Annotated in this window: 16 protein-coding genes; 15 read left to right on the forward strand and 1 reads right to left on the reverse strand. The window is 54.0% G+C overall.

Features of this window, described 5'->3' with window-relative positions; genetic code table 11:
• Positions 1-14 precede the first annotated feature (14 nt).
• On the reverse strand, positions 15-791 hold the full coding sequence (flgA, locus tag LINBF2_RS02170; RefSeq protein ID WP_281890051.1) for a flagellar basal body P-ring formation chaperone FlgA: 777 nt from the start codon (positions 789-791) through the stop codon (positions 15-17).
• Positions 792-887: 96 nt separating this feature from the next.
• Between flgA and LINBF2_RS02175 the strand changes: the two genes are divergently transcribed.
• The 15 genes from LINBF2_RS02175 (at position 888) to LINBF2_RS02245 (ending at position 20469) form a co-directional block, all read left to right on the forward strand.
• Positions 888-2054 (forward strand): LysM domain-containing protein, encoded by a 1167-nt coding sequence (locus LINBF2_RS02175; protein WP_281890053.1) that lies wholly within the window; start codon positions 888-890, stop codon positions 2052-2054.
• Between the two features lie 122 nt (positions 2055-2176).
• Positions 2177-2560, forward strand: coding sequence for a flagellar basal body rod protein FlgB (gene flgB, locus LINBF2_RS02180; RefSeq protein ID WP_104796506.1), 384 nt, complete (start codon positions 2177-2179; stop codon positions 2558-2560).
• A gap of 6 nt (positions 2561-2566) precedes the next feature.
• Positions 2567-2992 (forward strand): flagellar basal body rod protein FlgC, encoded by a 426-nt coding sequence (gene flgC, locus LINBF2_RS02185; protein WP_104796505.1) that lies wholly within the window; start codon positions 2567-2569, stop codon positions 2990-2992.
• 2 nt (positions 2993-2994) lie between these two features.
• A complete protein-coding gene (locus LINBF2_RS02190; protein ID WP_104796504.1) occupies positions 2995-3687 on the forward strand; it encodes a flagellar hook capping FlgD N-terminal domain-containing protein in 693 nt (230 codons plus the stop codon).
• Between the two features lie 39 nt (positions 3688-3726).
• Positions 3727-7569 (forward strand): flagellar hook-basal body complex protein, encoded by a 3843-nt coding sequence (locus LINBF2_RS02195; RefSeq protein WP_281890056.1) that lies wholly within the window; start codon positions 3727-3729, stop codon positions 7567-7569.
• Positions 7570-7591: 22 nt separating this feature from the next.
• Positions 7592-8356, forward strand: coding sequence for a flagellar basal body rod C-terminal domain-containing protein (locus LINBF2_RS02200; protein ID WP_281890058.1), 765 nt, complete (start codon positions 7592-7594; stop codon positions 8354-8356).
• Positions 8357-8385: 29 nt separating this feature from the next.
• A complete protein-coding gene (gene flgG / locus LINBF2_RS02205; protein WP_281890060.1) occupies positions 8386-9171 on the forward strand; it encodes a flagellar basal-body rod protein FlgG in 786 nt (261 codons plus the stop codon).
• A gap of 12 nt (positions 9172-9183) precedes the next feature.
• Complete coding sequence (locus LINBF2_RS02210) at positions 9184-9867, forward strand: flagellar basal body L-ring protein FlgH (RefSeq protein ID WP_104796500.1); 684 nt, start codon at positions 9184-9186, stop codon at positions 9865-9867.
• Between the two features lies 1 nt (position 9868).
• Complete coding sequence (locus LINBF2_RS02215; RefSeq protein ID WP_281890062.1) at positions 9869-11008, forward strand: flagellar basal body P-ring protein FlgI; 1140 nt, start codon at positions 9869-9871, stop codon at positions 11006-11008.
• Between the two features lie 12 nt (positions 11009-11020).
• Positions 11021-11521 (forward strand): rod-binding protein, encoded by a 501-nt coding sequence (locus tag LINBF2_RS02220; protein WP_281890064.1) that lies wholly within the window; start codon positions 11021-11023, stop codon positions 11519-11521.
• A complete protein-coding gene (gene flgK, locus LINBF2_RS02225) occupies positions 11518-15162 on the forward strand; it encodes a flagellar hook-associated protein FlgK (protein WP_281890066.1) in 3645 nt (1214 codons plus the stop codon). The genes LINBF2_RS02220 and flgK overlap by 4 nt, the downstream gene beginning before the upstream one ends.
• A 15-nt stretch (positions 15163-15177) precedes the next feature.
• On the forward strand, positions 15178-16101 hold the full coding sequence (flgL, locus tag LINBF2_RS02230) for a flagellar hook-associated protein FlgL (RefSeq protein ID WP_281890068.1): 924 nt from the start codon (positions 15178-15180) through the stop codon (positions 16099-16101).
• A gap of 67 nt (positions 16102-16168) precedes the next feature.
• Positions 16169-17695, forward strand: coding sequence for a flagellar filament capping protein FliD (gene fliD, locus LINBF2_RS02235; protein ID WP_281890070.1), 1527 nt, complete (start codon positions 16169-16171; stop codon positions 17693-17695).
• 83 nt (positions 17696-17778) lie between these two features.
• Positions 17779-18180 (forward strand): flagellar protein FlaG, encoded by a 402-nt coding sequence (locus tag LINBF2_RS02240; protein ID WP_281890072.1) that lies wholly within the window; start codon positions 17779-17781, stop codon positions 18178-18180.
• A 162-nt stretch (positions 18181-18342) separates the two neighbouring features.
• The gene (locus tag LINBF2_RS02245; RefSeq protein WP_281890074.1) at positions 18343-20469 is read left to right on the forward strand and encodes a flagellin; all 2127 of its coding nucleotides are present in this window, start codon (positions 18343-18345) and stop codon (positions 20467-20469) included.
• Positions 20470-20603: the final 134 nt, after the last annotated feature.

The following is a 20603-nucleotide window of genomic DNA, read 5'->3' on the forward strand; positions in this document are numbered from 1 at the left end:
TTAAATACCACTTTTCACCTCAGTTTCGCGGCATTCGGTCCGGTAATCACGCCATGTAGTAATCGACCCGACTCGACATTTTTTAAGCGAATTTGTTCACCTAGACCACCATCTTGCAACGCTTCCGCGCGCATTGTGATGGAAAAGCCTTGTCCTTCGCCTGCTGTGACCTGTACCTCTTGTCCGCGCTTGACCAACACAGCGGTCTTCACGTCGTATGAACGCAGAGGGGTGTTGGGCGTGAGGTCGCGCACCAACTCCATATTTTTTAATAATTTCGTATCGGAAATGATTTGGTTTTCCATGCCCGCCGCAGGCATCTCGGCATAGCTGAACATCTCTGGTTTGATCACCGTGCCGCGCTTGAGCAACTCTTTGGACACCAACACTTTGTACAGCGCAGGTGCCGATGGGCTGGCGCGGTTCACAGGGGTGTTGGCTTGGCCGGTGTTCAGATTGACGAAAAGTTGCCAAGCAGGCTGTGCGCAACGCACACGTATGGCGGGTTGATTGGGAAACGGTTGCTCAAACTGCAGGTTTTGTTGACAGGTTTGCACCGTGATGCGTGGGTCCACAGGCACGACTTGCACCTGTTTACCTTGAAAAGAAGGGTGTGTCGCAGCCCATTGGTGGGCTTGCTTTTGCAAGGCCTCAAAGGCGCTGTCTGGCAACGTCGAATCTGCCGCAAACCCAAGCTGGGCTTGGCTTAGCACGCATGCAGCCAGCCACACGCTCCAGCGCTTGAGGCGCGAGGTGTCGGCATTTTTTAGGCACGGCATTTGCATAGTCATACGGGCAGGTGTTGATGTTTTGACATGAGTTCAGACCCAACCCTTTATGCAAGAACGAAGCCAACTTTTTTACGGACCGATTAAACGGAGCCCTCCATGCGACTCGACCCGTCCTACAACCCTCAGGTGAACACCACCGACGCCTCCGGCAGCCTCAAGCTGCCACGGAGCCAGTTGGCGTACGCCCGCACCGCGCCCGCCTTTTCGCGCGCGATGGCCAGTGCCAACCAATCAGGTGCTTTGGCCCCCGAGGGTGGCACGGCAGCGTGGGGCACTTCGGTTCGTTCAGGTCAAACCTTGACCGGCATCGTGCGCGAGCAGATGGCCCAGCGTGGCGTGAACATTTCAAACAACGAAGCCATGCGCTTGGCGCAAACCGTGGCGCGTTCGAACAACATTGCCAACCCCAACATGATTCATCCAGGTCAGAAGCTGAACCTGGATAGCTTGAATTTTTCTTTGCAACAAGCGCAGGCGGTGAACCAAGCCATCGCGGCCAACAAAGCCGCAGTGGCTTCGGCGACAGCGCCTGCGGTGACGCCGGCTGCCAACGTCAACACACTCAATACCAACACACCCATGGGTGCGACCGCCTTGGCGGGTACGGCCCAAGTGCAGTTGCTCACGCGCTCAGACCGCAGTGGCAATGTGGTACTGGAAAAAACCATCGACCGCGCGATTGAAAAAGGCTTCATCCCCGCGCAAGACAAACAAGCCGTGATGAACAAGATTGTTCAGCTCTCGCAAGATCACCGCTTTGCACCCGATGACTTTGCGCGCCTCACCTTGATGGAGAGCGATGGCATGAACCCCAAAGCGTCAAACAGCCGTTGTCACGGCATCATCCAGTTTTGTGATGGCCCTGACCGTGGTGCCGCTAGCGCAGGCTTTGGTGCCAACCCCAAAGCCATTCTGGGTCACAGCGTGTTGAAGCAACTCGACATGGTGGACAAGTATTTTGAAGACACAGGCCTGAAGAACTTTGGCCCTGTGGGTTTGGATGATCTGTATTTAACAGTGCTCACCCCAGCTGCGCGCAATGAAACGCGCCCCAATGCTGCTTTGAACATTCCCGGTCAGCAAGCGGCTTACTTGCATGTGAACCGCGACATGCGTGCACCCATCACGCGTAACTCCATCTTGGCGGGTTTGCATCAAAACGCCAATGAACGTTTGGGTACGGAAGTGGCGCAACGCCCCTCCATGCAGGCGGCTCGCTTGAGCGCCTACGCAGCGCAGGCTGCGGTGTCGGAAGTTCGCTAACTTCATGACAGCGGCAAACAATTGCCGCTTCTAGCGTCAAAACCACCGTGGCACGGCTCTTGCATTAATCGACACGAGGTCTCACAACTTGAGGCCATGTGTCAATTAACAGGAGTCTTGTGATGGACGTTTTTAAATCAGCCTTTGGAATCCACGAGCGTGCACTCGGCGTGAGAAGCCAGCGCATGGAAGTGCTGGCGCGCAACATCGCCAACGCCGACACGCCTAACTACAAAGCACAAGACGTTGATTTCAAGGCCATGCTCAAAGAAGCCAAGACTGAGTATTTGACCGCCACCAATGAAAAACACTATGCCGGTCTGACCGAAGCGCCAGACAACGGCATGCGTTTTCGCACACCGTTTAACAGTTCATTTGACGGCAACACCGTTGAGATGAACGTGGAACAAGCCCAATACGGTAAAGCCGCTGGTGAATACCAAGCGACTTTGCAATTTCTAGAAAACCGCATTGGCGGTCTTCGTAAAGCCATGCGCGGGGAGTAATAGACCATGCAACTTGACAACGTCTTTGGTATTGCAGGCACGGCGCTGAACGCGCAAGCCATTCGCATGAACACCACGGCTTCTAACTTGGCCAACGCCAACTCGGTGGCGGGCTCTGAAGAAGAAGCCTACCGTGGCCGTCGCCCTTTGTTCAAAGCCTTGATGGATGAACAAATGACACACGCTGGCGCTCAGTTCGTTGGTGGTGTCAAGGTCGACCGCATCGTCAATGACCCAGCGCCCATTCGCAAAACCTGGGAGCCAGGCAACCCACTCGCCGACAAAGAAGGCTACGTGTTCCATTCCAACGTGAATGAAATGTCCGAGATGGTCGACATGATGGCCGCCTCTCGTTCGTATCAAAACAACGTTGAAGTCGTCAACACCGCACGTCAATTGATGATGCGCACCCTTGAAATTACCAAGACTTAATCATGGCTACGACCGCAACATCCTCTCTGCCTAGTGGCATCGTCAAGTACGAAGACTACCAAGCGCAACAAAAAGCCACGCCCACGAACACCAACATGGGCCAGACGGAATTTTTGACACTCTTCACCACACAGTTGAAGAACCAAAACCCGTTGGACCCTGTCAAGAACGAAGCCTTCGTGGCCCAGCTCGCGCAGTTCTCACAACTCGAAGCCACCACGGCGATGAAGACCAGCATGCAGAACTTGGTCTCTAGCTTGGCGAACGACCGCTTGCTCGGTGCCACATCGTTGATTGGTAAAACCGTTGGCGTGCCCGATGGCCCTGTGGCTGTCACCGACACCACGGTGTCACAAGGCGTGCTGAATGCCCCCACGGGTGCAGACGGCATCAAGCTTGAAATCTTCAACGACAAAGGCATTTTGGTGCGCACCCAAATCATGGGCCCACAGCCTGCAGGTGATGTCACCTTGGCTTGGGACGGTATGAATGACGGTGGCACTGCAGTGCCTAACGGCACCTACCGCTATGTGGCCTCGGTCAACAGCAATGGCACGGTCACCAAACCCACGGTCAACACCTACGCCCAAGTGACGGGCGTGACCAGTGCAGGCACAGCCGACGGCACGATGTTGCTCGAAGTGGCCGGTGGCAAGACGGTCAATTTGACTGATGTGAAACGCATCAGCTACTAATTTCAAGATTCAAGAATTTCTCTCAGGAGCTAAAGCACCATGTCTTTTTATACCTCTCTCACCGGTTTGAATGCCGCCACCGCGCAGCTGGGCGTCACGTCTAACAACATCGCCAACGTGAGTACGACAGGCTTTAAGCGCAGCCGTACCGACTTTGGCGACATTTTTGCGACGTCACCGCTGCAAAAAGCCTCAGCCACCATCGGTCAAGGTGTGTCCTTGAAGCGCGTGGTGCAAGAGTTCGGTCAAGGCAACATGATGTTCTCGTCCAACACCTTGGACTTGGCCATCAGCGGTGACGGTTTCTTCCCGCTCAAATCGCAAGACGGTTTCCAAGACATCTTCACGCGCAACGGTGTGTTCATGATGAACGACCAATACAACGTGGTGAACTCGGCAGGACAGAAATTGATGGCAGCGTCCGTTGACTCGTCCGGCAAAGCGAACTTGGATGACATGAACGTGTTGACCATTCCGCAAAAAACCACTGGCATGGCCAAGCAAACCAGTAAGGTGTCTTTGGGATTGAACTTCCCAGCAGATGCAGAAGTCATCACCAAAGATTTCAACCGCAACGATCCCGACACTTACAACAAGAGCACCGCGCTCACGGTGTATGACGCCGGTGGCAACTCTTATTTGGCATCCGTTTATTACGTGAAGACTCAAAACGCGAGCCAAGAAACCCCCAATAACAAATGGCAAACCTATGTGTATGTCGGCGATAAATTGGTCAGCGCCTCGTTGCAACAAGCGACGAATACTCAAGGCGAAGAGATGTATGTCAACAAGTACGGTGAGCTCAAAGCCAAGAGCGATTTCAAGACACCCGAAGAAATTGCTGAATTGAACAGCAGCTTTGCGAAGAAAACCATCAAGTTTTCGTTGGACGAACTGACCGATATTCGCGTCTCCAAACCCGCGACTGTGAACGGTGGCATGGCGACAGATTTGGGCACAGGTTCCAACGACGGCATCGACTTTGGCAATTATTTGGACATCAGCAAGTCTGACTTGCTGCGCCAACAAGGCAGCAGTGCCGTGACGTACACCCTGGATCCACAAGTGACAGGTGCTCGCTCCGTGGAGTTCGGTCCTGATGCCGCACGTGTGACAGTTGATGTTCCTGCCACAGGCTCGACCCCTCCCACACCAGAAGAAGTCGCTTCTGCGTTGAACCTCAACGCCAGCTTTGCTTCCACCTATGTGGCGCAGGCCTCTAAGCCAGGCGTGACTTTGGAAGGCATCAACTTCGGAGCCACAGCACCAACCAGCAATCCATTTGCCAGCTTCAGCGTCAACATTGGTGGCAAACAAATGGATTTGTCATCGCTCGCAGTGGACAGTGTCGCTGGCGCTGACATGGCCACTGAGGTGCAAATCAAATTGCGTGCGATGGATGAAAGCCGCACCAACATCACAGTGACTTGGGACGATGCGGCTAAGTCGTTGATGATTACCGACTCTGCACAACGCAACATCAGCGATGCAACTCTGACCAAAGTCACGGGTGCTGCATCTGATGTGTCGACGGGCAGTGCGATCAAATATGCTGATTCGATCTTGAAGATCACAGCCATTGACCCCAACGTGTCGGCCTCTGACATCAAAGGCACCACATCCGCCAAAGGTGTCGTGGTGACACAAGGCACGACGGTTGTTGCAGCAACAGACATTGCCTTGCAAGAAACCCCTTACACACGAGCCACAGCCGCTTTCACGTTTGCCAGCGCGGCCGTTGGTTTCAAAGCCACGTTTGGCACAGCGACTCCCCCTTTGTTTGAAGAAGCTGCATCCGGCACGGATTTGGCCGACAAGCTCAACAAAAATGCAACTTTTGTGGCTGACTACATTGCCACTTACTCAGCAACAGACAAGGCGCTGACTATCACAGCCAAAGACCCCTCGAGCGCAAGCGCTCAAGCAATTGCGAACTCAGTCAAGATTTACGAAAGCGTGACCGAGGTGACAGGTCCCTTCGCACAAATTGAAGATGTGGACGCCACGACGGGTGTGTCAAATAACCCAGTCCTGACCACAGGTGTTGCCTCTGCGTTGGATGGCAGCAAACGCAGCATTGACGATTTGCGTAACCTATTCACTGCCAACGTCGACAACTCGATTGACCCAGTGGTCATCGGTTTGGATCATTTGGTGGAGACCATGAGCAAATTGCCAGCCTCGGCCAGCAAAAAGCTATCGGGTACACAAATCGCTGCTGAATTGACCAACGTGATGGCTCGCGCTTATGGCGACGAGAAACCATTCAATTTCTCGACAGTGGGTTCACCCACGTTTTCACTCGATTTGACGCGTGCTGATAAGTCAACTTTGCCAAAGTTGGCCATTGATTTGTCGACATCGAAAGACATGCGCAGCGAAGACATGGTGCGTGAAGTTCAAAAACAAATCGACGATGACCCTCAGTACAGCGGCAATGTCACAGTGAGCTATGACACGGCCAAGCAGCAATTGGTGTTCACACCCACAGACAATGCGAAAGTCACTGTTTCCAGCGAGCAAACCGCCATGGACTTGGCTGACCCCTTGGTACAGGGCGTCAATGATTCATCGGTGGGTTTGACACTGTCACCCTCAGTCTCCACATCGCCTTACCGCACGCTCAACGACCAGCGTTACGGCATGAAGGTCGAGTACGACTCGGTCAAGCAAACCTTTGTGTTCCAGTCGGGCACCACAGGTGACAACTCGGGCTTGTCCATCACCGGCATTCGCCCCGGCAGCTTGGCCACACAAATGTCCAAAGGCTTGGGCATGACGGGTGACCCCGCCAACTACGTGGTGACGCCATCTACAGTTGACGCCTTGCGTGGCATCACGTCTACCCCAGCGGTGTTGACCGGCAATGCTTTGGCTGTGAACGTGGACAACAACTTCTCGGTGGACGAGACCAACAACCAATTCGTGGTGTCGGTCAACGGCATCACAGGCACGGTCATCATTCCACCAAAAGACACCTACACCTTAGGTACTTTCATGGAAGCTTTGCAAAACGGCATCAACAACTTGCAAGGCCCATCCAAGAACGGTTTGACACCTGACTCTATCAACGGCGTCAAGGTGAGCTATGACACCAAGAGCAATGCTTTGCAGTTCACCACAGGCACGGCTTCGACCAGCTCATACGTCAAGATCACGGGCGATGCACGCTGGGGCTTGGACGGCTTGGACGCTTCGTTCGGTGCCACCACCACATGGATCAAACCTACCGCCTTCAAAGACGAAAAGGGCGCCACGGTCTACATCGACGGTTTCGGTGAAGAGTCTTCCACAGCCACAGGCTTTGAGACCTTGCCAGCATGGTCACCTGTTTATTTCGACAAGGGTGAGCTGACATTCGACACCGCGGGTAATTTGATTTCCCCCAAACAAGGTGCTCAGTTGGACACCGTGTACTTGCCAAACGGTAAGGGCGCTTTGACCATGAACATCGACTACTCCAAGTCCACGCAGTTTGCGTCACCGTTCTCGGTGTTGTCGCAGTCGCAAGACGGCGCCCCCGAAGGTGACTTGGTGGGCTTGGCCATTGCCGACGACGGCTTGGTGTCTGCCAGTTTCTCCAACGGCTCACAAAAGTCCTTGGGCAAAGTGGTGTTGGTCAACTTCTCCAACCCCTCTGGTTTGCGCCAGATTGGTGACACCAACTACTACAAGACGTCTGACTCAGGCACGCCTAAGTACGGCGAAGCCGGTTCAGCTGGCTTCGGTACTGTGCGCTCCGGCGCCACCGAGCGTGCCAACGTGGACTTGACCCAAGAATTGGTGGACTTGATCACCGAGCAGCGTAACTTCCAAGCCAACGCCAAGGCCATGGAAACCAGCACCTCGATGACGCAAACCATCATTCAAATCCGTAACTAATCGGCCTGATTAAGAGACTGACATGGACCGCTTATCTTTCAACGCGATGGCCGCGATCAACGAAGACCGTTTGATCCGGCAACAGTTGTCCAACGACATCGCCAACGTCACCACCGTCGGTTTCAAGCAAACCTTCGAAGCCACCATCCAACCGCACCAAGCGGTGGGTGAGGGCTTTGATTCACGCTTGCAACCCCGTCTGTACACCACAGACCGTGTGCGCTTGGATGCAGGACCTTTGATGGTCACAGGCCGTGATTTGGACGTGTCCATGAACCACAAAACCGTCATGGGCGTGATGGGCAATGACGGAAAACTGGCATTTACCCGCCGGGGTGACCTGCGCGTCAACCCCAACGGTGTGCTTGAAACCGGTTCTGGCCACATGGTGCAAGGCCAAGATGGCGGCCCCATCACGATTCCCGTGGGCTCACGCATCAACATCACCAAAACAGGCGAAATCTTCGCCGCAGACCCCACCCAGCAAGGCATTCCGCAGGAGCAGGTGGTTGGCACCTTGATGTTGCGCGATGCCAGCACCACGAACCTCATCAAACGCGAAGACGGTTTGTTCCGAGTTGACGAAAAACCACTTGGCACGGACTTTGCAACTGGTCCAGAGCCAGTTTCTTTGACACCGCAAGCTTTAGAAGGCAGCAGTGTCAATCCAATGGCATCGATGGTGAAGCTGATTGAACAGAGCCGCTCGTTTGAGCATCAGGTGCGTTTGATCAAAGAAAGCAAATCCAACGATGAGTCGGGCGCTTCCATGATGAAGGCGTCTTGAATTTGACAGATTAAAAGGGGCTAGAAGCCATGGATGCATCATTGTGGGTAGCGAAAACCGGTCTTGACGCGCAGCAGACGCGCATGAACGTCATTTCGAACAACTTGGCCAACGTGAGCACGACCGGCTTCAAACGCGACCGAGCCGTTTTTGAAGACTTGCTCTATCAAAACGTCAAACAACCCGGTGGTCAAACCACCAACAACACCCTCTCACCCACGGGCTTGATGCTCGGTACCGGTGTGAAGATCAATGCCACTGAAAAGCTGCACTTGCAGGGCAACTTGATCAACACCCAATCGCCCCTCGACTTGGCGATCATGGGTGGCGGCATGTTCCAGATTCAAATGCCAGACGGCACCACGTCGTACAGCCGCGATGGCAACTTCAAGATCAGCAACACCGGCCAAGTTGTGACGGCGTCTGGCTTTCCGCTGATTCCCGCCATCACCATCCCTGAAAACACAGCCAGCGTGACCTTTGGTCAAGACGGCACCGTGTCTGCCGAGATCGTGGCCGGTGGCGGTTCACAAAACATTGGCCAAATTCAAATCGCACGTTTTGTGAACCCAAGCGGTTTGAAGCCCATCGGCAACAACTTGTTTGAAGCTTCGCAAGCCAGCGGCGTGGCACAGGTGCTCACACCTGGCCTCAACGGCGCAGGTGCTTTGAAGCAGGGCTCACTCGAAGCCTCCAACGTGAACGTGGTGGAGGAGATGGTCAACATGATCGAAACCCAGCGCGCTTACGAGATGAACTCCAAGTCCATCTCTGCGGTGGACGGCATGCTCAAGTTCTTGAACCAAAACATCTGAAGGAGCCGGATCATGATCGTCCTTCGCTTACTCGCTCTTGCTGGCATTGTTTATTTGTTGCAAGGCTGCGCCACCGAACCTGTCGACATGGTGCTTCGTCCATCGCCAGAGTTCCAACCGGTGTATCCACTTGCCGCTGACCGGCAAAAAGTTGCCACCGGCGGCATTTACAGCAACCGACAAAGTGATGCCTGGTTCGGCCGTGGCCGCAATTACCAAGTGGGCGACATCATCACGGTGTTGCTCAATGAATCGACGCAAGCGGCGCGCACACAAAACACCGATGTGAGCCGTGAATCTAAAAACTCATTGCCCTCGGGCTTCAACACCAAGATTGGCAGCATGTCGCCTTTCTTGAACGGCATTGATGTCAACTCCAACAACAACAGCAGCAAAGGCGCAGGCAAGGCAGACCAACAAGCCTCTTTGTCTGGCTCTGTGGCTGTGACGGTGGTTGAAATTTTGGCCAACGGCAACTTGATGGTCCGTGGCGAGAAAAAGCTCGGCTTGTCAGAAGGCACCGAAGTCATTCAAGTTTCAGGCGTGATTCGTCCTGAAGACGTAGGCCCCAACAGCACTGTGCAATCACGCCGTTTGGCCAATGCACAAATCGCGTATCGCGGTTCGGGTGATTTGGCAAATGCCACCAAAGCAGGCTGGGGTACCAGCTTGATGCACAAGTTCTGGCCTTTCTAATATGAAAAATCTCTCCCTGTTTGTTCGCGTCTGCTTGACCAGCCTGTGCGTTTTAGCCGCAAGTGCTGCACAAGCCGACCGCGTCAAAGACTTGGCCACGCTCGCCGCCCAACGTCCTAACCAATTGATTGGTTACGGTTTGGTGGTCGGTTTGCAAGGCACGGGCGATGACGCCTCGGTGCCCTTCACCACGCAAAGCATGAAAGCCATGCTCTCGCAAATGGGCGTGCGCATTGACGGTCCTTTGACCGACTTTGAAACCGCAGCCACTGCAGCGCGTGTCGACATCAAAAACACCGCTGCCGTGTTGGTGACGGCTGACTTGCCTGGCTTTGCCAAGCCCGGTCAACGCATCGACATCAACGTGTCTGCCATTGGTAAAGCCTCTAACTTGCGCGGTGGCAGCTTGATCATGACCGCCATGCGCGGTGTGGATGGCGAGATTTACGCTTTGGCCCAAGGTGCACTCACAGCGACTGGCATTGATGCCAGCGCCGCAGGTTCTAAAGTGCAAATTGGTGTGCCCACCTCGGCTCGCATTCCTGGCGGCGCGATTGTGGAGCGCATTGTTGACACGCCTTTTGAGTCTGCCGAAAACGTGATTTTTAACATCCGTGAAAACGATTTCTCCACCACGACCGCCATCGTCAACGCGATCAATAAAAAATTTGGCGGCGACGTGGCACAAGCCATTGATGGTGTATCGGTATCGGTACGAGCCCCACAAAACTTGAATCAGCGCGTCGCATTCATGAGCATGATCGAGGCCTTAGAGGTCACGCCAGGCGAGCCACCCGCGCGCGTGGTGATCAACTCACGCACAGGCACGGTGGTGATCAACCGCTCGGTGCGCGTCACAGCCGCGGCCGTGTCGCATGGCACGATTTCTGTGGCGATCACGGCGACCAACGAGGTGTCACAACCCAACATGCTCGCCGGTGGCCAAACCACCGAAGTACAAAACGCTGACATCAAAGTGGCTGAGCCTAACAAGCCTATGTTCTTGTTCCAGCCCGGTGTTGAGCTGCGTCAAATTGTGGATGCGGTCAACCAAGTGGGCGCCACGCCTTCTGCGTTGATTGCCATTCTTGAAGCCTTGAAAAGCTCCGGCAGCCTGCGCGCCGAGTTGGTCATCATCTAAGCGAGAACGACTATGAGCAGCTCCGTCGACACCTCAACACCTAGGTCCTACACGGACTTCACAGGTCTGGGTGAGTTGCGCGGTAAAGCGCAGAAAGACCAAAACAGCGCGTTGAAAGAATCAGCGCAGCAGTTTGAAGGCCTCTTCATTCAGATGATGTTGAAGTCCATGCGTGAGGCCAATGAGCCCATGAAGGACGAAGAAAACAAATCGCACGCCCTGGAAACCTTTGAAGGCATGTTTGACAAAGAAGTGTCTTTGCAAATGTCCAAACGCGGCGCCTTGGGCGTGGCCGACTTCATGGAACGTGCCGTCAAGCAACAACAAATGCCCGCACCCAGCACAGATGCTTTGTTGAAAGCGCGCGGCAAAGGTATCCCATTGAATCCCAGGCAACAAGCTATTCCTTTGCCCACAGCGGCAGAGTTGAGCAAAGGCTTTGCTTTGGAAAAAAACCTGCCACTCAAGAGCTTGCAAGAGTTCAAGGCTCCTTTTTCTGGAGGCCGTAAATGAGTGACATGCTCGGCATTGCCAGTAACGGTATCAATGCCTACCAACGCGCACTGACCACGGTCAGTAACAACATTGCCAACGTCAACACGGAGGGGTATTCACGTCAAGACGTGGTGCTCAAAGACTCTGCGCCAAAGAAAATGGCCAGCATGTACGTGGGTACCGGTGTTTTGTTGCAAAACATCAAGCGTCAATTTGATGCGTTCGCTGAATCCAATTTGCGCAACAGCACCAGTGATTTGTCTAGTCAAAAACCCATGGTCGATTACGCCAAGCGCGTGATGGACATCATGGGTGACAAGAGCATTGGTTTGAGTTCCGCGTTCGATAACTTTTTTGCTGCCGCTAGTGCGCTGTCGGCTGACCCAGCTTCTTCGGTGCAACGCACCAGCTTCATGCGCACCGCCGATGGTGTGGCTTCTCGTTTTGGCGAACTCGACACACAGCTTGACTTGATTGCCACAGAAACCCGTGATGGCATTGGCAGCGTGGCTGCACAGGTCAACACACTCACGGGCCAATTGGCCTTGATCAACCAAAGCTTGGCCAAGTCGCCCACGCTTGAAACACAAGCCCCCGAGTTGCTGGACCGTCGCGATTTGACCTTGCGTCAGTTGTCTGACCTCGTTCGTATCAAGACCAGCTTCACCACCAACGGAACAGTCAATGTGAGCTTGGGCACCACCATGACCCAAGGTTTGGTGGTCAACGGCAACAAAGCACGCCCCATTGGTGTGGACACCAGCGTGGCGGGCAAGATTGAATTGGTGCTCGACCCTTACGGCAAAACCGAATCACTGGCCAGTGCCAGCGGTGGCCAATTGGGCGGTTATCAAAGTTTCATCAGCCAAGTGTTGGAGCCTGCACAAAAAAACCTCAGTGCATTGGCTCAAACCTTTGCGGCTGAAACTAACACGATTCAGAAAAACGGCATCGATGGCTACGGCCAAATGGGCGCTGATCTGTTTGCCTTTGATCCCAAAGCCAGCAGCCCTGCCTCTGGCATTCGCATGGCCATGAACGACGGCATGCGCATCGCCACCGCAGCACAGTTCCGTGTGAGTGAAGGCAATAGCAACATCACGACTACCCGTGCCACTGTGAAGTTCACAGGCACTACACCGGCTACCGCCCTGAGCAACCCTGAGTTGGTGAACAACCCCAACGCCACAGCCGGTGTGAGCTTCAAGGTTGACGGTGCACGCGTGTACGCACCCGTCACCGCCTTGTCGGGCGGCGTGGGCGCTACCTTTTATTTGGATGAAGCAGGCCCAGGCCAACAGCTGCAAGTCATGACCCGTGACGGTCGCTTGCTGATGGGCGAGGCGCTGGACGAAACTGCCAAGTACCAGCTCTTCACCCCCGACAACGGCTTTGCCGCCAACGCTACTTACAGCGATGCCTATTTGAATAAAACAGGCCCCAGCGCTTACCGCGATTTGGATTTGTTTTACGGTGCCAAAGCCACCGTGTTGTATGGCCAGAACTTTGACCAATACGGCGCAGCGGGCGAAGCCATTCCTTTGCCAGCGGTGATGGAAACATCGCGCATTCCCGGCACGGGCGACTACATCCCTGAAGGCGCTTTGTCGCTCAATGGTGTGAAGCTGGGTGAACTCAAAGCCTTGGCCACTCCGGCCGATGTGGCTTTGTGGGTGAACGAAAAAACAGCAGACACCGACATTCGCGCTGAAGTCTTCAGCGAAATTCGTGTGCCAACAGGTCAGATTGATCTCAAGAAAAGCCTCACCATCAACGGCGAAGTGATTCAGGGCTACCAAGACCTCAAAGGTCTGGTGGATGCCATCAATCACACGCTCAACCCCGATGGCACATCTACCTTGGAGATGAACAAGCGCGTCGAAGCATCGCTCACCTCATCGGGTGAGTTGATTTTGAAAAATGCCAATGGCGAACCTATTCAGATCAATGCCAACGTGGGCACCTTAGAGCCAGGCAGCAATGCTTTGAACTTGGCTTTGGGCACCTACAACGGCCAGGTCCGCATGACACAAATCGTGCGTGACATGCATGTGTCAAGTGGTGATTTGCAGTTTGGCAAGCCACTGCAAATCAACGACATCAACTTGAACCAAGCCGCCTATGGCTTGGGCGCAGATGTGTCGTACACCGTGAATTTTGGTTACCCACAACAAACCTTTGTGGGCACACCCAGCGAACTGATGGTCGCCATGAGCGATCGCACCGAAGCGTCCATCTCGAGTGTGAGCTTTGGCACCGCCTCTGCGGCCGAAGCCTTCACCTCATTCAGCATGGACATTGATGGCGCGCAAGTGACCTTGAGTCCTTTGAACCCTGCTAGCGCAGACCTGGCCGGTTTAGCCGCCGAGTTGGAAACCCATTTGAACGAGGCAGATGCAGGCCGCAATGCCTTGCACGTGACGGTCTCAGGCGACAAGTTGGTGTTCAGCGATGACTTGAACCGAAATCTGACCAACCTCAACTTGGCAGCCAGTGATGAAGCCTACAAAGTAGGCGCACGCGCTGGCAATGTCGACCAACGCTTTGGTGACGAATACCAAGTCAGCTATGTGAACGGGGAGTTGGTCATCCGCGCTTTTGACGCCAAGATGGCCGATGCCGACATAGCGACCAAATTCAACATCAAGCTTGGCAACATCACGGTGGATGCCAAGCCTGGCATGTCATCCATGAATGACCTGATTGAGCGCATCAACAGCAAGCAAGCTGAAACCGGTGTGGTTGCATCTTTGGACAACAACCTCGATTTGCAGTTGACCGTGACCGATGAAAAGGGCGTGCGCAGCATCTCCATTGGCCCTGGCAAAAACAGCGACGGCACCTACACCACCAATGCTTTGGGCCTTGAGCCCATGGACTACACCGACACTGAGCGTTTGAAACGCATGTTGGCTGAGGATCCCACCAAGACAGACATTCGCTTTTCGTTCAGCGCCTACACCTACGGTGACCCCAAGGTGGAGAAGTTTGGCAACCCTGCCGATTTGGCCAAGTTGGGTTTGCGCACAGGCGCCTACATTGAAGACGGTTGCCCGGATGATTTGTTGCTGTTTGTCACAGGTAAAGGTGTCGCCAAGGTAGCGACAACTTTCAGCGGTGAACCTGCCAACGCCCGTGACAACTTGCGCAGCCAAACCTTGCAGGTCAAGTTCACGGCAGCTGACCGCTACAGCATCATCGATGCCAAAACAGGCACTGAGTTGGCCAACCGCCAATACGACGCCACCGCCTTAGAGCCCATGCTTGAGTTTCAAGGTTTGAACATCAAACTCACGCATGGTGCATCGGTGGGCGATAGCTTTTTGATTGATGGCAACTTTGATGGCTTGGCCAACAACGTCAACATGCTCGACATGGTCGACTTGAACAAAAAGCCCACCGCCAATGGCAAAACCATTGCCAACACCTACATCGACCAAATCAACAACGTGGGCAACTTGGCTCAGCAAGCCATCATCACGCAAGAAGCGCTGACGGTGGTGAACGACCAAGCCATTGCCGCACGCGACAAAGTGTCGGGCGTTAACCTAGACGACGAAGCTGCTGCCTTGATTCGTTACCAACAGGCTTACCAAGCCTGTGCCAAAGCATTGCAAGTGTCGGGCGATTTGTTCGACACGATTGCAAACATCCGCTGATAAAGGCGAGCTCTTATGAAAATTTCCACCACGCTTTACTTTGACCGTGCCACCCAACAAATGGGCAACGTGCAAGCCAATTTGTCCAAAGTGCAAGAGCAAATGTCGACGGGTCTGCAAATCGTCAAGCCCAGCGATGCGCCCGACAAGGCTGCACTGGTGACCCGCATTGAGTCAGAGCTGTCACGCCAAACCAGCTATCAAGACACTTTGAAAGCAGTGAACGTGCGCTTGACTGCGCAAGAAACCGCGCTGACCAACACCAGCGATGTGCTGTACCGCATCAAAGAGCTGTCCACACAAGCGGCCAACGACACCCTGAGCAAAGCTGATCGCCAAAGCGTGGCGGTGGAGCTAGGTGCTTTGCGTGAGCAAATCATGAGCTTGGGCAACAGCCAAGACAGCAACGGCAATTATTTGTTCTCGGGCAGCAAGGCCAGCACACCTCCTTACGCCAAAGATGCGGCGGGTGTGGTGTATTACCAAGGCGACCAGGCTCGCATGAAAGTCAACGTGGGCGACAGCCGCCGCATGAACCTCAACATGCCTGGCTCTGATGCTTTTGTGCGCGTCATTCGCGATGACGGCAAAGGTAGCCAAACTGGTGTGGATTTTTTCCAAGCATTGGATGATTTGGTTACTGCTGTCAAAAACAGCGACTACAGCAACATCCAGCGCGGCATTTCAGAGGTTGACGGTTTGCAACAAGGCGTGAGCGAGGGCTTGGCTCAAATTGGTACCGACCTCACCGTGGTCGACATGCAAAACAGCGTCCTCGATGAGGTGGTGTTGCGCCTCAAGGCCACCCGTTCCGATGTGGAAGATTTGGATTACACCGAAGCCATCACACGCATGAACAAGGACCAGTTGGCCTTGCAAGCAGCACAAAGTGGTTTCGCCAAAATTTCTCAATTGAGTTTGTTCAACTACATCAAGTAATTGGCCTCAAGTTTTCAAAACATCAGCCGATCACCTTAACGATTAGCCTTTTAAGAACGTCTCCACCATGGCCACCACCGCAGTTTCTTCCTCCAGTACAGCCGCTAGCACGGCCAAGGATATTGCTGCGGCCAACCGTGCAGCGGCTCAAAAACTGCTGACTTCGTTGAATGCAGGTTCAGGGGTTGACGTTGCGTCGTTGGCGCAAAACTTGGTGGATGCAGAAAAGACACCTCAGCAAAACGCCATCAACGCCAAGATCAGCAAAAACGAAGCGCGCGTGTCTGGCTACGCTGCCATTTCGTTCGTTGCTTCAGAGTTGAACAACGCGTTCACGGCACTCAAAGACCAAAACAATTTCAGCTCACTGGCCGCTACCAACAGCCAGCCCAGCGCATTTGCAGTGACTACCAGTGCCACCGCCACCAGTGGCAGCCACGAGATTGAGGTGTTGCAACTGGCCAAATCGCAACGCACCATCAGCACGGGCTTCGCCTCAGCGACTGTGCCTGTCAATGGCAGCAACGCCATGGCGCTGACCTTGACGGTGGGCGGCATTGCCAAACCAGCGATCAGCTTGGCACCCGGCACCGATACCCCACAAAACATTGTCGACGCCATCAACGCTGCAAAGACGGGCGTGACTGCCAGTTTGGTCAACACGGGTGATGGCTCTGCTTCCCCATTTCAAATTGTGCTCAGCGGCCCCAAGGGCGCTGCGGGTGCGTTCTCGCTGTCCACGTCTTACACACAGATTGATGGCACCAGCAGTGCCAACCCCAATACGGGCTCTCTGGGTCTGACCTTTGGTGCTAACTCAGCCAACCAAGTGGCCAGTGATGCCAAGGTCAAGGTCGATGGCATCACCTTCACGCGCAACACCAACACCTTGACCGATGTGTTGCCTGGCGCAACTTTGGATTTGAAAACAGTCACCACAGGCGCCGCTGACTTGAGCTTGGTGCGCGACACCTCCGCTTTGAAAGACAAGTTCAAAGCCTTGGTGACCAGCTACAACGACGCGACCTCCATGTTGAATGTGGTCTCTGACCCAAAATCCACCATGGAAACCTATGGCGCGACGTTGGTGGGCGACTCCACGGCGCGTAGTGTGAAAGCACTGATGCGCACCTTGGTGCAAGGCGAATCCAACACGCCTGGCAGCAAAATCAGCACCATGTGGCAAATGGGTATCAGCATTGACCGCTCGGGCGTGATGAGCTTGGATGAAGCCAAGCTTGACGCTGCCTTGGCCGACAACTTTGACGATGTGGTGCAAACCATGACCGGCAACACCAATGGCCTCAGTGCGTACAGCACCAAGCCCGCAGGTTTTGCAGGTGAGGCGATGCGCAAGCTGTCTAAGCTGATTGGCCCCAGCGGCGTGCTGCTGACCAACAGCCAAAACGCAGAAACCCAAAACAGCAAATACCAAGCTGATTTGGGTAAGTTAGAAACCCGCATGACCACCTTGCTGGCTCGCTACAACAAGCAGTTCTCCAGCATGGAAAGCATCGTGGGCGGCGTGAACAGCCAGAAGACCAGCCTCAAATCTAGCTTTGACGGCATGATGGCTGTCTACACGAACAAATAATTTTTAAGTTTTCCCTAAAGTTAAGTTTCCTCGCGCCGATTCAAAGCGAAACCCCCAATCTGTCGGGGTTAAAGGCGGTTCTTATGGGAAATGACATTCAACCCAAAGTGCCTCAGCCAGCACTCGCTCGGCCTGAGGCTGTGGTCGTTGCTAAATCGGCTGGCGCGCATCTGTCGGGTGCTTCTCAAGCGCCTGTGGATGCCAAGGCACAAGCCTTGACGCCACTGCCTAAGCCCGAAATCAAGTTCGATGCAGATCATGCACGTAAGAACCTAGAAGAGGCCATTCAAAAACTCAACGACATGCTCAAAGACAGCGGTCGCACCCTGAGCTTCAGCATGGACGTCAAGCTGGGTCGTCCTATTGTGTTTGTCAAGAACATGGCCAATGGTGATGTGGTGCGTCAAATCCCCAGTGAAGTGGTGGTGCGTGTGGCGCATGGCATAGAAGACTTCAAAGGCTTGTTGCACAACGAAGCCGTGTGACCCCACAACTTAGATATACGCTATGTGGCTGATACAGGCGAATATCTCGAAATATTTCAAAAAATCGCTCAAGTAAAACCCAGCTCTTCCGAATCACTGGGTATCAGGAAATGAAATTCTTGAACTCTTCAACCCCCTCTCTGGACTTTTAGGAGAAACACCATGTCCGTTATCAACACCAACGTCAAAGCATTGACAGCGCAAGCATCTATGAGCAATGTCGAGAAATTGACTGCAACGACCATGGAGCGTCTCTCCACAGGTCTGCGTATCAACAGCGCCAAAGACGACGCTGCTGGCCTTGCGATCACCAACCGCATGACTTCACAAATTCGTGGTTATGCAGTTGCCATCCGCAACTCCAACGACGGCATCTCGATGGCTCAAACTGCTGAAGGCGCGATGGGTCAAGTCACCAACATGCTGCAACGCATGCGTGAACTGTCTGTGCAAGCAGCAACTGGTTCTGTCAACGACCAAGACCGCGGTTCTATCCAACAAGAAGTGGATCAACTCAAGGCCGAAATCGACAACGTCGCCAACAAAACAAACCATAACAACATCAAGTTGTTGGACGGCAGCGCCGGCAAGATCGTCTTGCAAACTGGCACCAATGCCAACGACACCATGGACATCTCTTTCGGCTCTGTGAAGACCAAAGACATCGGCATGGGCTCACGCGCTTCTTTGTCTTCTGTGGCTACTAGCTTTGCAGCCAACGCTGCCCCAGCTTTGGCTGACGGCGACTTGATCTTGAACGGTGTGGTGGTCGGTGCTTCTTTGGCAACTGACGACACCAAGTCTTCTGCTGCCAACGCTTCTAGCGCTATCTCTAAAGCTGCCGCCATCAACCGCGTGTCTGCTCAAAGCGGCGTGCGTGCCACTGTGGGCGATACAGTTGCCTTCGGTTCTGTGATGACAGCTGCTGCTTCTAGCGGCACCATCAAAATCAACGGCGTGGACACAGCCACTGTGTACACCACAGACGACGCAGAACTCTCTCGCGCTGCAGTGATGACTGCCATCAACAACATCTCTGGTCAAACAGGTGTCAAGGCTGTCAACACACACGATGACAACCAAGGTATCGTTTTGGTTGCAGATGATGGCCGCAACATTGAGCTGGATTTGGGTTCTTTGACCACCGCTGCTACAGGTTTGGGTGCCACCAAGGTGTACGAAGGTACATACGAACTGAACACCTTGGACGGCCGTGCCATCAACGTGTCTAGCAATGTGTCTGGCAAGTTGTCTAACTCTGGTTTGAACTTTGGTTCTTTCTCTGCTGACACAGCACAAGCTGTTTCATTGACTCGCTTGCCTCAAGCCACTGCAGCAGCGCCTGCCGCTGGCACAGTGGCCGGTACAGAAACTGGCGTGTTCAATGGCAATACCTTGGTCTTGAACGGTGTCGGTATCGACGCTGCCAACGCCAACGACGACCAAGCCTCCAACACAGTGGCTGACTCTTCTAGCAAATCTGCCAGCGCTATTGCGATTGCAGCTGCCATCAACAAGAAGACAGGCATGACTGGCGTGACAGCCACTGCTGAGCCAAACATGCTCAAAGGTTCTGGCTTCACAGCTGGCTTAGTGGGTGCTTTGAACTTGAACGGTGTGGACGTGGCCATCAGCTTGGATGCCAACTCCAATCGTGACGACGTGTTGACAGCCATCAACGCTGCACAAGGCAAAACAGGCGTGACTGCCACCGCTTGGGGCGAAGGCATCACCTTGACAGCTGCTGACGGCCGCAACATCTCGATCAGCTCTGACGCGACGGATGCAGCAGCACTCGGTTTGACAGGTGTGACCATCGGTACAGCAGGTGATGCCACTGACGCTGTGACCCATTACTCAACTGTCAAGTTGAGCTCTGACAAAGCGTTCACCGTTGAAAGCGGTTCTGAAGGCAACGACAACTTTGCAGCTCTGGGCTTCCGCCGCGGCAACTTTGGTGGCTCGGACAACGCCTTGAAGATCAAAGACGTGGACGTGACCACACAAGCCGGTGCAACCGAAGCCCTCAAGGCCATCGATGCTGCATTGACTTCAGTGGCTGCTGACCAAGCCAAAGCCGGTGCCTTCCAAAACCGTTTGGATGCCGTGGTGTCTAACCTGACCGAGTCCAACCAAAACATGTCTGCTTCACGCAGCCGTATCTTGGACACTGACTACGCGACAGAAACCACCAACATGGCCCGTAACCAGATCATTGCGCAAGCCGCGACAGCAATGTTGGCGCAAGCAAACCAGTCTTCACAGTCTGTGTTGTCGCTCTTGAAGTAATTCAAAACGACTCAAACCTCAGGTTTCAAACTTGGGGTGTCAAAAAGCGAGCCATGGCTCGCTTTTTGCGTTTAGTCGTGGTTAAAAGATTTTTAAGATTTTCATTCAAGTTATCAAAACTTGAGCCGATCTTA

Origin of the sequence: Limnohabitans sp. TEGF004 (assembly GCF_027924965.1) — a bacterium.
Classification (GTDB): domain Bacteria; phylum Pseudomonadota; class Gammaproteobacteria; order Burkholderiales; family Burkholderiaceae_C; genus Limnohabitans.